Source organism: Tenacibaculum xiamenense (assembly GCF_964513065.1).
GTDB classification, from domain to species: domain Bacteria; phylum Bacteroidota; class Bacteroidia; order Flavobacteriales; family Flavobacteriaceae; genus Polaribacter; species Polaribacter xiamenense.
This window is the reverse complement of the sequence record NZ_CAZEQU010000033.1, coordinates 724,339-738,597: the sequence shown is the minus strand read 5'-3', so window position 1 is coordinate 738,597 and position 14,259 is coordinate 724,339. Positions and strand designations below refer to the sequence as shown.

The window sequence follows — 14,259 nt, the reverse complement described above, 5'->3', positions numbered from 1 at the left end:
ATGAAATTAGAAGAAGTAGTTAAGTCTTTGAAATTACCTTTCAATTTTAACACAGAAAAACTTACTCAAGATTTAAGCAAAATAGAAGAATTAAGTTGGAGTGGTCATTTTAATAGAAATGGCTACTCTGGTGTATGGAGTTCTATAGCTTTATTGTCTGTAGATGGTGAATTACAAAATATTTCTGTGCCTTTAGATGGACAAAAGTTACTTGAAACGGAAGCTTTGAGGGGTAGTAAATATTTTAAAGAAGTGCTTACTACTTTTAAAGCACCGATTGTATCGGCTAGATTATTGAAATTAAAAAGTGGTTCTGAAATAAAACCTCATAAAGACTTTAATTTAGGGTATGAAGATGGTTGTTTTCGTATCCATATACCTATAATTACAGCTGAAAATGTAAACTTTTTTATTGAAGATAAAAAGGTGGTTATGTTGCCTGGTGAATGTTGGTATACTAACGTAAACTATACGCATTCGGTATCTAATTTCAGTGAAATAGATAGGGTTCATTTAGTAATTGACCTTGAAAGAAATCAGTGGTCTGATGAGGTTTTCTTTTCACTTTGTAAAAAAGAACAGCTACTTACAAAACCGAAGGTTACTTACGAAATTGAGACTATTAAAAGAATGATTGTTGAATTGCAGTCGCACAATACGGAAATATCAAAAGAGTTAATAAAATCTCTAAAAAAGCAATATCAATTATAATTCTTACTTCATTTTGGAATAGATTTCTTGGGCTTTGTTATAATTGTAATTGTTTTTGTTCTTTAAGATAAAACCTAAAAGTTTTTTAGCTTCTTCGTATTTGTTTTCTTTAAGTAGAAGTAATGATTTATACCAATATCCTCTCGAACTTTCCAAACTATCATTGTTTATTAGAAGATCGAAAAAACGATTGGCACTATCAATATCGTTTAACTGAGCCGAAGCAACTCCTTTATATATTAAGGTATATGGATCGTTTGTATTACCATCTTTCAATTCAACAATAGCCTTATAATCTTTATCATTATAAAGTTTTTCAATTGTAATTAACGAATTTTCATTAGCCCCTTTTTCTACTAATGAAGGTAAGTCATTCCAATCGGCATATTCTTCATAGAAATTTATATTACCTGAGTAAATAGTGCTTTTAATCGTAATAAGCAATAAAATCGTAGCAGCTATGGAAGCAGCATACTTGTAAAAACGGAATCTCTTTTTTCGCTTTTTGTAAGCTGCAGTACTTTTTCGAATGTATTCTGAAGTAGTTTTTAACTCTTCAGATTTAAGAAGCTCTTTGACAGCATCTTTCTCTTGATTAAAGTTAAATGGTGATATGTCATAAAGTTCATTCTGCTTGCTCATTACTCTATGCAAGTTTAGTTGCAGTTGTACTTCTTCTCTTAATTCACTGTCAAGCTTCATTTCATTTTCAAACGAGTTCCTGTCGTTATCACTCATTTGGTTGTGAATGTACCTTTCTATATTTTCTTGATTCTTTTCTTTCATTACTTTAAACTGTTATAACGACGATCTTTTTTTATAATTGAAATTAGTTTCGATTTACACTTAAAAACACGTTGTCTTACAGTGTTTACAGACGAATAAGAAAGATCTTTAACTATTTCCTCATAACTCATTCCATTAAAATAATTACTTAAAATTTCTCGGCAATTATCTGAAAGTTTTTGGAAAGCATCAGTATAAAGTTCTCTTCTTTGTTGTTCAACTATAAATGAGCTTAAATTGTCTTCTTTTATATCTAGTGTCAGAACTTGTTCATTCATTACCTTATTTTTTCTGTTTTTTAACGAAGTTTTCCAAATATTTTTACAAATGGTAAAAAAATATGCTTCAAAAGAGTTAATACATAACTGTTTTTTTTTATGAGTAATAATTAAGTACATAAGAGCATCATGAAAAACATCTTCAACGTCTTCTTCTTTTCCTTTATTTCTTAGTATAAAGGAGCTAATTTTAGGGTAGAATTTAGAGTAAATTTCTGCAGTTACCTCTTCATTTCCGTTCAATAAGGCACTCAAATATCGATTACTTTCTGTCATAAACTACTATTGAGAATTTAAAAATAAACTAATTCCATAGAAAAATTGGGTAATAAAATTCTTAAATTTAGACTATATGGTACAAAAGTATTGTCTTTTGTCAAGGGGGAAAACTATAATTAAAAATTTAAAGAGCAATGAAGTTTTTAAAATTACTATTTGTTTTATTGGTTGGTTGTGTGAGTTATCAATGTAGTGAAAATAAGGATAATATAGAGTTACAACAGCGAAAAAGGGTTACAAAACCAAAAAAAGCGCGAAATATTCCTAGGTATTCTTCAGATGAATTGATTATTAAGTATAAGCCGAATGTAAGTCGACGCAGAAAGCAGTATTTAAGAAATCAATATCGAGTGGTTAGATATCAACAATGCGATTTATGTGACGATGAGTTAATTGAAAAATGGAATTTTGGAGAAGGGATTAATGTAGAAGATAAAAAGTTATCTATTCAAGGGGGAAGTGGAGGTCCAGAGGGTGATATTTCTGATGTTGATTATGAGTTTTCTTTTAGATTAGAAGGTGAAAATGATGTTTACGGATTAGGAGGGGGACAAGGAGCGTATATTGATCAAGTTGTTGAGTCAAATGAAGGTGTTACAATTGCTGTTTTAGACACAGGTATTGATGCAAATTATCCATTGTTTCCAGAACCGTTTCTGTATAATTCATTCGGGACAAATACTCCAGGAACTGCTTCTGGATGGAATTTTGTTAATAATAATAGCAACTTCTTTGATGATTTCGATTTAATTCATGGAACAAAAGTTAGCTATATCATAAATAAGAAATTATGTGATGAAGGAGTGCCTCATCAAATTTTACCTGTAAAAGTGTGTGATAAAAATGGTATTGCGACTTACTTCAATATTTTATGCGGGCTAAAGTATGCATTACCAAGAGCCAATATTATCCAAATTAGTTTGGGATGGTATGAAACAAATACTGATGTTAACACGATCTTTAGTTCTTTGGTTGAACAATACCAAAGAACCGTTTTAATTGTAACTTCCGCAGGGAATAGTACAAAAAACACCGATGATTTTGTTCATTATCCGTCATGTTATCCTCAAAGAAATATTTTGTCGATTGCTTCTTCAAATGTTGATAGCTCCGATATCGCTAGCTTTTCAAATTTTGGATTAAATACGGTCGATTTTTATGCTCCTGGCGAGGAGGTTCCTTTTTATGATATTTCATTAAATCTAGTACCAATATCAGGAACATCTTATTCAGCTCCTCTGGTTTCAGCACTTTCTGCCAAAATATTGTATAATTCAGGAATGTCACATTCACCAAACGATATAATATATCAGTTAAATTTAGATGGAATTTCTATTTCTTATGATCCAACAAGGCCTGTAAAATATAATAAATTATTAAATTAGTGGTTAAACTATAACTAACCACTTTATGAGTCGATTTTTCTTGATTTTTCTGTGTTTTAGCATAAAACTATATGCTCAAAATTCTGATCAAATAAGAAGAATCGATTCTGTTTTTCATTCTGAAGAGAGTGAAAAGAGTAAAATAGAGATAGTTCTTGATATTCTTAAGAATGAGAAGTCTATGAGTACTTCAAAAGCGGCTGATGTTTATCATAAACTCGGTCTGTTAGAAAACAGTATCGGTGATTATGAAAAAGCGATAGAATTCACTCGAAAGTCCGTTAATTTAAGAAGGCAAAGTGATTCAATAGCTTATTATAAGCTCTTAAACAGTTTGTACAATATAAACTACTATTATGGAAAACTGAACAATGAAGATAAGAGAAAAGACATTATTAAAGAAATTTTCAGTTATTCAGTAGAAAATAAGTTCAAATACAAGGCATTAATAGATCTGGCATACTTAATATCTGAGGAGGGAGATTATTTTCGAGCACTTGAAAAGTTCAATGAGGTTGTTAATAGTTATAATAGATATCGAGACCCCAAAACTCTCTTAAAAGCCCATGAGGGTGCTATATATGCATATAGTGAAATCGATAAATCTGAAAAATATTCGGAGGAAATATTTAAACATATCACCAGTATTGATACTATTTTGAAAACTCACTCTAGTTTAAACACTAGTATTGGTCATGACAATAATTTAGCAAATATTTACGACGGTTTAAAGGACTATGAAAGGGCGATAGTATTTTATAAAAAAGCAGAAAAAATATGTCTTCACTATCAGGATAGCTTAGGTTTAAGTCGAATTTATAATAACTTAGGAAGGGTTCATAACGTTATTAACGAGCCAACAACTGCCGATGACTATTTTGTAAAAGCCTTAAATTTTTGCAATGATAAAAGATCTGAAGCTGCTGTTTACAACAACCAAGGAGATGTTATGGATACATCAATAAAGTTGTTAAACAATAAAAAGGCAATCGAAACACTTTTAGGATATACTTATGAAGAGGTACCAGAGTTTGAAGCTATTAAGAATTCTGAATATGCAATTGACATTTTAGATTATATGATCGAAAGTGTTGATGCCGGAACCAAGCTATACACAGATACGGTTAATACCAGAGGAATTGGAAAAACTCTTGAATTGGTCATTTTGGTTGATAAATTAATATCAATTGTTAGGCAGGAGAGTGTTGTTGATATGTCAAAGTTGTTTTGGATTGAAAAAGCAAGCAAGTTTTACATGAATGGCGTCACTTTGGCTTATCATGCCAGTAATTCTTCATTAGCTTTTTATTTTATGGAGAAGAATAAAGGGTTGCTATTATTGGAAGGACTTCATAAATCTAAAAAAGAATACTTTCAAGAGCCAACACCAGAAATGTTATCCAGTAAAATACATGAGTACATAGGTAATGATACATCATTTATCGAGTATATTTTAGATGAAGATGAAGGTTATGGACTGTTTTATGACGATGAAGGAGAAATATTTTTCAAACTAAATAATGTGCCTCAGTTAATTTCAGATATTCAATATTTGAAAAAGAAGGTGATACAATATTTTAAAACTGAAAAAGAAAAGGAAGAGTATACAGCTATAGCAAAAAGGGTTTATGAGACTCTGTTTCCATTTGAGAAATCCTTTGAAAGAATTAAAAATAAGAAATTAATTATTGTTCCAGACTATTTATTACAATACATCAATTTTGAAACAATAACTCCAAATTCTTCAGATGAGTATCTTGTAGAAAATATAGAGATTCTATATTTCTTATCATTATCAATAACCGATCATTTAAATAAACAAAACAATAATTCTAAGTATGGTGTTTTTGGAATTGCTCCGATTGATTTTAAGCACAGTAATTTACCATCTTTAGATAGAAGTACATTAATCATGAATAAGATATCTAATTTGTATCCTAGTCATATGCTCATAGGGAAAAATGCCCAAACAATTTCTTTTAGTAAAGAGCTCGAAAAATACAATATTATCCATTTAAACACGCATGCTGGAATTGACGAAATTGAAAATGAACCTTGGCTTATGTTTCATGATAAAAGTTTAAGTTTTAAGGAGATATCTGAATTAAGAAATAATGCCGACTTAGTAGTACTTGATGTGTGTAATGGAGCCATAGGAGAGCATGAAGTGGGAGAGGGAGTTATGAGTTTGGCACGTGGCTTTTTTAGGGGCGGGGCTAAAAGTGTTATCACAAGTCAATGGGAAGCAAATGAGAAGGCAGTTACAGAAATTTTAAGTAACTTTTACGAAGAATTAAGTGAAGGACAAACGAAATCAAAAGCATTACAAATGGCTAAGAAAAAGTATTTAAAAAACCATCAATTGAGTGAAAAATCACCTTATTATTGGGGTGCATTAGTTTTAACTGGAAATACAGAAGCAGTAACCTTAGAAATTGATTACTTCAGAATGATATGGGTTGTATTGGCTATGGTTTCTGTATTTGTTTGTAGTAAATTAATTATTAATCACTTCCAACAAAAAAAGGAGCAAAACTAGTTTACTCCTTTTTAAATATCTTAACTGTTGAATTTAGTAGGACACGTAATCAACTATTTCAAGTCCATAACCTATCATTCCAACACGTTTTTTCTGTTGTGTATTTGAAACTAAGCGTAGTTTATGAATATGTAAATCATGTAATATCTGAGCTCCAATACCAAAATCCTTATTATCCATTACCACACTTGGTGCTTTCATTTCACCCTTACTTTGATTCTCTTTTAAACCACGTAATCTATTTAAAAGATTAAGTGATTGAGATTGTTGATTAATAAAAAGAATTGCACCTTTTCCCTCTTCATTTACCACTTTAAACATCTGATCTAACTTCTTGTCAGCATTATTGGTTAAAGTTCCTAAAATATCATTATTAACTAAGGTAGAATTGATTCTTGTTAGAATAGGATCCTCTTTTGTCCAGTTTCCTTTTGTTAAAGCAATATGAATTTGATCATTTGTAGTTTGCTTGTAAGCTCTTAAGCGGAAATCACCAAAACGAGTTTGAATATTAAAATCTTCCTTTTTCTCAATAAGTGAATCATGTTCCATTCGGTAGGCAACCAAATCTTCAATCGAAACAATTTTAAGATCGAACTTTTTAGCAACTTCAATCAACTGAGGCAATCTAGCCATAGTTCCATCTTCATTCATTATTTCAACGATTACACCTGCGGGTTTTAAGCCAGCGAGACGAGCGAAATCAATTGCAGCTTCCGTATGACCAGTTCTCCTAAGAACACCTCCATTTTTAGCCTTTAAAGGGAAAATATGCCCAGGCCTAGCTAATTCAAAAGGTTTAGTGTCTTTATTAACAAGAGCCTGAATAGTTTTAGCTCTATCAGAAGCAGAAATTCCAGTAGTAACACCGTTTCCTCTTAAGTCAACAGATACGGTAAAAGCAGTTTCCATAGGATCCGTATTATTGCTTACCATCATTCCTAATTCCAATTCTTTACAGCGATCTTCTGTTAAAGGAGTACAAATTAAACCTCTACCATGAGTTGCCATAAAGTTGACCATTTCAGGAGTGATTAACTCTGCTGCTGCAAGAAAATCTCCTTCATTTTCTCTGTCTTCATCATCAACAACGATGATTACTTTACCATTTTTTATGTCTTCAATTGCTTCTTCAATTGAATTTAATTGAATTTTAGATGAGGTCTGTGTTGTCATTGTGTGTTGTTTCTCTTTTTTTAGAGAAAATATTTTTAAAAAAGGTTATAATTGAATTAAAGAATCCGTTTATATCAAACAGACCTTTATCTTTCGTTGCTCTTATTGTTAATGTTAAGGCTAAGGGAAGCATCAATGCGACGGCTATCCACGAACCAGCGATTGCAGTAACAGTACTCTCTTCAGCCATATTTCGACCAAAAGTATTGGTAAAGAAATATAATACATACACGGAAATAGCCAGTATCATAGGAAGTCCCATTCCTCCCTTTCTTATAATGGAGCCAAGTGGAGCCCCAATAAAGAATAAAAGCAAACACGATAAAGAAAAAGCTACTCTGTTATAATATTCTATATCGTGAAGGTTAAGCCATTTTCTTCTATCCTTCAAATTGTTTTTATAAGATTTTTGGTTATTAAGCGTTCTTTCCAATTTCGAATTGGCAGTACTCATAATTTCATCTTGTTGATCAAGCTCAAAATTTAACAGAATATCTTGGGATAATTCACTGTTCTTTAATGAATCTGGATACTCATGTAGATCACCAATATCTAACGTTAAAAATAAATTTTTTGCTCTATTGCTTATATAAGTATCATAATTTTTCTTTAATGTTGGAATGGTATCTTTAAGTTGCTTTAAACTAAGCATATTAAAGTTTTTCGTGTACTTTAAATCGTCAAGATCTGTTCCATCTAGTGAAGAAACATCAATATTGATGGTATATTCATCGAAATCAGCATGAGATGCAGGCATTTTTTTTCTTTCACGATAATTGGCTGCTTTTTTTTCATGTTGTTCGAAATAATATCCATTATAAAGTTCCAATGTCATATACCTGCTACCTTCTTCAGATATAATCTTACCACTTTTTGCAGTAATTATCTTATTATTTCCCTTTCGAGAAGATAAATCGTAAATAAGAACTTTCTTTAGAAGGTTCTTTTCATCACCATATTTTTCCTCGAATTTGATTTGATAATTTGGGATTTCGGTATTAAAGCTTCCTGGAACTAATGCTAACGCAGGTTGTTTTTTCCTGATATTATGACGTAGATTTAATTGCTTCAGTACAGCATACGGATAAACATAATTCAAGAAAAGAAAATTAATAGAGCTCAAAAAAACAGCTAAGAAAACTAAAGATCTTACCATTCGAGGTAAGGAGATCCCTGCCGACTTGGCTGCGGCAAATTCATAGTTTTCAGATAAACTACCCAAAGTCATAATTGATGATAGCAATACACCAATGGGAAGTGCTTGTGGAGCAGCCATCAAGGCAGAGTACCATAAAAACTTTAAGATTATAACAACACCAATTCCTTTACCAGCAAAACTATCAAAGGCTAACCATAACATTTGCATGATCAATACAAATAGTATGATTAAGAAGGTTGTGAGGAAAGGAATTAAAAAACTTTTAAGTATGTATCTGTCTAATGTCTTCACAGACGCAAAGGTAGTGTGTTAGTATCATATAAAAACATAAAACTTTTGTTAATAAGTATTAATTATAACAAAAGTTTTATGAAATTAATCTATTAGGTAACCTAAGTTCGAGTATTTATCCTTGTTTAATGAAAATGACTCTTCAGAAATAGGTTGATCTTTTTTAAACTTTGTGATCGTAAAAGTGGTTTCCGCTCCATTTGATCCGATTTGGATTAACTCATAAATATGTTTTGTTTTTGCGTCAACACCTAATTTTACTTTTACAATATCGGAGTTACTATCAATAGGAGTTAAATCTACATATTGGATTTTTCTTCCCTTGTTATTTTGAAGTTTACCCATAGTGTAATTATAACCTTCTTTGTAAAAAGTTAATAATTTTGAAGGGTAAATAAAGCCATCTTCTTCCTCCAAATCACCTCCAGAAATTGCTATTTCTTTATCCTCATGATTAATAACGGCTAATTTTTTTCCATCAAATAGGAAGCTATTCCCTAAGTATTCTAAATTATACTTATCGGCAGAAATAACGATATTTCCTCTAATAGGTGGATCATTGGTTATACCAGCTTCTCGGTTCACTAAAGTTGAATTAAACCCAATAATCATATTTTTGTATGCTCCCATTTTAGAAGATACTTCATCAAGTAATTGCTTTGCCTGGTCGGAAGAATTCTGAGCCATTGCATTAAAGCTTATAAGAATTCCCATTAAAAATAAACTGATATACTTCATTCGTCCTATATTTTCTGTTTGCATGTATTTTATTCTAATTATTTTTTTCGTTCTCCAATAACTGTTCCAAAGCAATTAAATCTGGTACTAAAACCTGGCGGGCTTTGCTTCCTTCAAAAGGACCAACGATTCCAGCGGCTTCAAGTTGATCAATTAATCGGCCAGCTCTGTTGTACCCAAGCTTTAATTTTCTTTGTAATAAAGAAGCTGAACCTTGTTGTGCCGTAACGATAACTTCAGCCGCTTCTTTGAACAATTTATCTCGATCTGCTATATCTATATCAACATTTGTGCCACCTTCTTCTCCTACGTATTCTGGAAGTAAATGAGCTTCAGCATAAGCTCTTTGAGAACCAATAAAGTCGGTAATTTTTTCAACTTCTGGCGTATCGACGAAAGCACATTGAATACGTGTAAGGTCGTTTCCTCCAGAATATAACATATCTCCACGACCAATAAGCTGATCGGCACCTGGAGCATCTAAAATGGTTCTACTATCAATTTTAGAAGTTACTCTAAAGGCAATTCTAGAAGGGAAGTTGGCTTTAATAATACCAGTAATTACATTCACGGATGGACGCTGAGTAGCAACAATCAAGTGAATTCCAATGGCACGTGCAAGCTGAGCCAAACGAGCAATAGGTGTTTCTACTTCTTTACCAGCCGTCATAATTAAATCGGCGAACTCATCAATAACCAAAACAATATAGGGTAAAAATTGATGCCCATTTTCTGGGTTTAGCTTACGAGCTTTAAACTTAGCATTATATTCTTTTATGTTACGAACCATAGCATCTTTAAGCAAGTCGTAACGAGCATCCATTTCAATACATAATGAGTTTAAAGTATTAACAACTTTCGTAGTGTCTGTAATGATCGCTTCCTCTTCATCAGGCAATTTAGCCAAGTAATGACGTTCAATTTTATTAAATAGCGTGAGTTCTACTTTTTTCGGATCTACCAAAACAAACTTTACTTCGGCGGGATGCTTTTTATAAAGTAGTGATGTTAAAATGGCATTTAATCCAACAGATTTACCTTGCCCTGTAGCACCAGCCATTAATAAGTGAGGCATTTTAGCTAGATCAACCACAAAAGTTTCATTTGAGATGGTTTTTCCCAAAGCAATTGGTAATTCCATAGGCGATTCCTGAAATTTCTTAGAAGAAATAACAGAATGCATTGAAACAATAGTGGCTTTTTTATTAGGAACTTCTATACCAATGGTTCCTTTTCCAGGGATAGGAGCAATAATACGAATTCCTAAAGCTGAGAGAGATAAAGCAATATCATCTTCCAAGTTTTTAATTTTAGAAATTCTTACTCCAGCCTCTGGAACAATTTCGTAGAGAGTAATAGTTGGTCCTACTGTTGCTTTAATTTGTTCGATTCCAATTTTGTAGTTTTTTAGAGTTTCTACAATTTGATTTTTGTTGGCTTCGAGTTCCGTAGGATCAACAGAAATACTTTCGTTATATTCTTTCAAAAGGTTGAAGGTAGGGAAACGATAATTACTTAATTCAAGTTTAGGATCGAATTCACCAAAATCTTTTAGTAGTTTGTCTGATAAGTTTTCAGTAACACTTTTTTCTTCAGCAATCTTTTCAATAGCAACTTCAACTTCTTTAATCGTATCTTTTGATACTTTTAATTCTGGCTCATTTTCCGACAGAGTAATGTCTAAATCAATTTCGTTAGAATCATTATTTTGATGGTCGTTATTTTGAGCGACGTCAGAATGGTTTTTGATTGTTGGCATTAAGTTTTCAATAGAAAGCTCAAAATTTGACTTTTCATCCTTCTCAGCATTTAAATTATCACTTTCGTGCTTTTCTTGAGGAGTACTGGAATTATAATTTTGCTCATCTTCGCTATTACTAATTTTATTTAGACGCTCTTGTTCTTTCTCTTTTTTCTTAGCTTCCAAATTTTCAACAATGGTGTCTGGATCAATACTAAAACGAATGATTAGGTAAGAAATAAAGAAGAATAGTAATAAAATGATAAGTCCGGTTTTACCGATAAAGGTTTGTAGGTACTCATTAAGTTCAAAACCGACAACTCCAGATAAAATGGCATATTTCGTATTAACAAAACCTAAAGAAATTGAAGCCCATAGCATTCCGAGTAACCCCCAATTCCAAGAGGTAATAATTTTTTTTAAGTTTGATTGTAGTAAGATTCTTGCTCCAGTAAAGAATAATACAACATTTAAAATGAAGGCACCTAAACCAAACCCTTTAAAAACAAGTAAATTACTTAATTTAGCCCCAATTTTTCCCAATAAATTACTGGTGGGAATACTTCGATCTGAGAATTGATTCAAAGAGCTTTGATCTTGTTGCCAAGAGTAAAAAAAAGAGATGAAGGCAACTGTTAAAAAGATAGAAAACAATATTAGAAAAGCTCCAAAAATAGTTTGATTTTGTCTATTTTGAACAAAAGACTTGACTTTTGAAATAGTCGAAACGGATTTCTGATTTTTCTTAACAGATGTTTTCTTTTTTGCCATAAATAAAAATTAATCAGTACTTAAAACGCTAAAATATAGCGATAATTTTAGGGATGTAAATAATACCCGCAATAATCAAAGAGAAGAAAGCTGCGAAAGCAGGTGCTCCAGCAGCTATATCTTTGATAAAACCTATTTTTTTATCATAATCTGGGTGTACAAAATCGGCTACTTTTTCAATGGCTGTGTTTAATGCTTCGGCAACTAATACCAAAGCAATAACCAAAATTTGAGCCAACCATTCATTTGTTGAAATGGAAAAGTAAAACCCCATAAAAGTAACGAGGATAGCGAAAAAAGCTTGTACTTTTATACTATCTTCTGTGGTCAGAAGTAACCACATACCTTTTACGGCAAATTTTATGCTCCGTAGTCTACCTCTTATAAACCCTAGTTTATGATCTTTCATAAAAGATTAAAGAGCTTTTAAAGCTGCTTCGTAATTAGGCTCGTCTACAATTTCATTAACCTGTTCTGTATATACAATATTACCTTCCTCGTTGATTACAACAACACAACGTGAATGTAAACTTTGTAATGGTCCAGTAGTAATTTCTAAACCATACTCTTTTCCAAAGTTACCATCTCTAAAATCAGATAGCATTACTACATTTTCTATACCTTCAGCTCCACAAAATCTTCCTTGGGCAAAGGGTAAGTCTTTTGAAACACAAATTACTTTAGTATTGTCAAGGGCAGAGGCTTTTTTATTAAATTCTCTTACCGAAGTAGCACATGTTCCAGTATCAACACTAGGAAAGATATTTAATACAAGTTTTGTTCCTGCAAAATCACTTAATTTTTTATCTGAAAGATCAGAAGCAGTTAACGTAAATTCAGGAGCTTTTTCGTTTAAGTTTGGAAGGTTTCCAACTGTTTCAATTGGATTTCCTTGTAAGTTAATAGTTGCCATTTTTTCATTTTAATTAGAATTCAAAGGTAGTTAAATAATTTAAAAAAAATGACTGGAATCAAACATTATCAGGTGTAAAAAGAAGTATCTTCGTAGCCAGAATTTTAAGGATATAAAGTTGAGTTTAGGGGAGTATACAAAGGAGTTTAGATACAATTGGAAATTGGCAGCTCCTGTGATGTTAGGGATGCTTGGGCATACCTTTGTGAGTTTTATTGATAATATTATGGTAGGGCAGTTGGGAACAGCTGAATTGGCAGCAGTATCTTTAGGAAATAGCTTTCTTTTTATAGCAATGTCTTTAGGTATTGGTTTTTCAACAGCGATTACACCATTAACGGCAGAAGCCGATTCTTCAAACAATTTTAAAAACGCGAAATCTACTTTCAAGCATGGGGTTGTTCTATGTTTTTGCATGGGCTTAGTAATGTTTTTAGGTGTTTACTTTGCAAAACCATTGATGTACTATATGGATCAGCCAGAAGAGGTGGTTACTTTGTCTTTGCCTTATTTGGATTTGGTGGCATTTTCTTTAATTCCAATGATTACTTTTCAAGCGTTGAAACAATTTAGTGATGGAATGTCCATGACAAAATATCCAATGTATGCAACATTGTTGGCTAATATTTTGAATGTAATATTTAATTACCTGTTGATTTTTGGAAAGTTTGGTTTTCCTGCCTTGGGAATTGTTGGAGCCGCTTATGGAACTTTATTATCTAGGGTAGTTATGGTAATTTTCTTATGGTGGGTTTTAACAAGAAAGGAACGTACGAGACAACTAGTAACCAGAATTAAGATTTTTGTGTTAGAAGGTCGCATGATAAAGAAGATTATAAGTTTAGGAGCTCCAAGTGCTATGCAGATGCTATTTGAAGTGGCAATTTTCACGGCGGCGATTTGGTTGAGTGGTTTATTAGGAAAAAATCCACAAGCTGCAAATCAAATCGCTCTTAACTTGTCATCAATGACATTTATGGTCGCAACTGGTTTAGGGGTTACTTCTATGATTAGAATCGGGAATCAGAAAGGATTAAAAAAATATAAGGAATTAAGAAGGATTGCGTTTTCAATATTCTTGATGGGAACTATTTTGGCAGTAATTTTTTGTGGATTTTTCTTTGCCTTTCATAAATCCTTACCGCATTTATATATAGATTCAAACGATGTTACTAATTATGCTGATAATATGGAGGTTTTGGAAATAGCTTCTCAATTACTTATTGCTGCAGCATTTTTTCAAATTAGTGATAGTATTCAGGTGATGGTTTTAGGAGCGCTGAGAGGTTTGCAGGATGTTGTTATTCCTACAATTATGACACTTATTTCTTATTGGATTATAGGGTTTCCAATAAGTTTTTACTTTGGAAGTGAGGAAATGTATGGAAGTTTTGGAATATGGTTAGGCTTAATAGCAGGGCTTACATCAGCTTCAATTCTATTATATTTGCGCTTTAATTATTTAACATTAAAATTGATTAAAACAAAATAG

At 32.0% G+C, this 14,259-nt stretch carries 12 protein-coding genes; 4 read left to right on the top strand and 8 right to left on the bottom strand.

Annotated features, from left to right (window positions below):
• Complete coding sequence (locus ACKTTV_RS14315; protein ID WP_408031531.1) at positions 1–711, top strand: aspartyl/asparaginyl beta-hydroxylase domain-containing protein; 711 nt, start codon at positions 1–3, stop codon at positions 709–711.
• 3 nt (positions 712–714) lie between these two features.
• Here ACKTTV_RS14315 and ACKTTV_RS14310 read toward each other — a convergent pair whose 3' ends face one another.
• Positions 715–1,497, bottom strand: a complete 783-nt coding sequence (locus ACKTTV_RS14310) for a hypothetical protein (RefSeq protein WP_408031530.1) — start codon at positions 1,495–1,497, stop codon at positions 715–717.
• Positions 1,497–2,051 (bottom strand): RNA polymerase sigma factor, encoded by a 555-nt coding sequence (locus tag ACKTTV_RS14305; protein ID WP_408031529.1) that lies wholly within the window; start codon positions 2,049–2,051, stop codon positions 1,497–1,499. The genes ACKTTV_RS14310 and ACKTTV_RS14305 overlap by 1 nt, the downstream gene beginning before the upstream one ends.
• Positions 2,052–2,188: 137 nt before the next feature.
• On the opposite strand from ACKTTV_RS14305, the gene ACKTTV_RS14300 reads away from it, so the two are divergent.
• Positions 2,189–3,439, top strand: coding sequence for a S8 family peptidase (locus ACKTTV_RS14300; protein ID WP_408031528.1), 1,251 nt, complete (start codon positions 2,189–2,191; stop codon positions 3,437–3,439).
• A gap of 25 nt (positions 3,440–3,464) precedes the next feature.
• Positions 3,465–5,978, top strand: coding sequence for a CHAT domain-containing protein (locus ACKTTV_RS14295; RefSeq protein WP_408031527.1), 2,514 nt, complete (start codon positions 3,465–3,467; stop codon positions 5,976–5,978).
• Positions 5,979–6,011: 33 nt separating this feature from the next.
• On the opposite strand, the gene ribB is transcribed toward ACKTTV_RS14295, so the two are convergent.
• The 6 genes from ribB to tpx all read right to left on the bottom strand — a co-directional run bounded on the left by ribB (position 6,012) and on the right by tpx (position 12,767).
• Positions 6,012–7,154: a 3,4-dihydroxy-2-butanone-4-phosphate synthase gene (gene ribB, locus ACKTTV_RS14290; protein ID WP_408031526.1), complete on the bottom strand. Its 1,143-nt coding sequence runs from the start codon at positions 7,152–7,154 to the stop codon at positions 6,012–6,014.
• Entirely contained in the window at positions 7,132–8,604 is a 1,473-nt protein-coding gene (locus ACKTTV_RS14285; RefSeq protein WP_408031525.1) for an LptF/LptG family permease, read from the bottom strand. Before ACKTTV_RS14285 ends, ribB begins: the two co-directional genes overlap by 23 nt.
• 84 nt (positions 8,605–8,688) lie before the next feature.
• Positions 8,689–9,366, bottom strand: coding sequence for a LolA family protein (locus tag ACKTTV_RS14280; protein ID WP_408031524.1), 678 nt, complete (start codon positions 9,364–9,366; stop codon positions 8,689–8,691).
• 10 nt (positions 9,367–9,376) lie between these two features.
• The gene (locus tag ACKTTV_RS14275) at positions 9,377–11,854 is read right to left on the bottom strand and encodes a DNA translocase FtsK (protein WP_408031523.1); all 2,478 of its coding nucleotides are present in this window, start codon (positions 11,852–11,854) and stop codon (positions 9,377–9,379) included.
• A 28-nt stretch (positions 11,855–11,882) separates the two neighbouring features.
• Positions 11,883–12,263 carry a diacylglycerol kinase family protein gene (locus ACKTTV_RS14270; protein ID WP_408031522.1) on the bottom strand — a complete coding sequence of 127 codons (381 nt, stop codon included), beginning with the start codon at positions 12,261–12,263 and terminating at the stop codon, positions 11,883–11,885.
• A 6-nt stretch (positions 12,264–12,269) separates the two neighbouring features.
• Positions 12,270–12,767, bottom strand: a complete 498-nt coding sequence (gene tpx / locus ACKTTV_RS14265; RefSeq protein WP_408031521.1) for a thiol peroxidase — start codon at positions 12,765–12,767, stop codon at positions 12,270–12,272.
• Positions 12,768–12,834: 67 nt separating this feature from the next.
• Between tpx and ACKTTV_RS14260 the strand changes: the two genes are divergently transcribed.
• Complete coding sequence (locus ACKTTV_RS14260; RefSeq protein WP_408031620.1) at positions 12,835–14,259, top strand: MATE family efflux transporter; 1,425 nt, start codon at positions 12,835–12,837, stop codon at positions 14,257–14,259.

Excerpts from the sequence above, each read along its gene's own strand:
- ACKTTV_RS14315 (WP_408031531.1), top strand. The coding sequence starts at position 1 with ATGAAATTAGAAGAAGTAGTTAAGTCTTTGAAATTACCTTTCAATTTT.
- ACKTTV_RS14310 (WP_408031530.1), bottom strand. The coding sequence starts at position 1,497 with ATGAAAGAAAAGAATCAAGAAAATATAGAAAGGTACATTCACAACCAA.
- ACKTTV_RS14305 (WP_408031529.1), bottom strand. The coding sequence starts at position 2,051 with ATGACAGAAAGTAATCGATATTTGAGTGCCTTATTGAACGGAAATGAA.
- ACKTTV_RS14300 (WP_408031528.1), top strand. The coding sequence starts at position 2,189 with ATGAAGTTTTTAAAATTACTATTTGTTTTATTGGTTGGTTGTGTGAGT.
- ACKTTV_RS14295 (WP_408031527.1), top strand. The coding sequence starts at position 3,465 with ATGAGTCGATTTTTCTTGATTTTTCTGTGTTTTAGCATAAAACTATAT.
- ribB (WP_408031526.1), bottom strand. The coding sequence starts at position 7,154 with ATGACAACACAGACCTCATCTAAAATTCAATTAAATTCAATTGAAGAA.
- ACKTTV_RS14280 (WP_408031524.1), bottom strand. The coding sequence starts at position 9,366 with ATGCAAACAGAAAATATAGGACGAATGAAGTATATCAGTTTATTTTTA.
- ACKTTV_RS14275 (WP_408031523.1), bottom strand. The coding sequence starts at position 11,854 with ATGGCAAAAAAGAAAACATCTGTTAAGAAAAATCAGAAATCCGTTTCG.
- ACKTTV_RS14270 (WP_408031522.1), bottom strand. The coding sequence starts at position 12,263 with ATGAAAGATCATAAACTAGGGTTTATAAGAGGTAGACTACGGAGCATA.
- tpx (WP_408031521.1), bottom strand. The coding sequence starts at position 12,767 with ATGGCAACTATTAACTTACAAGGAAATCCAATTGAAACAGTTGGAAAC.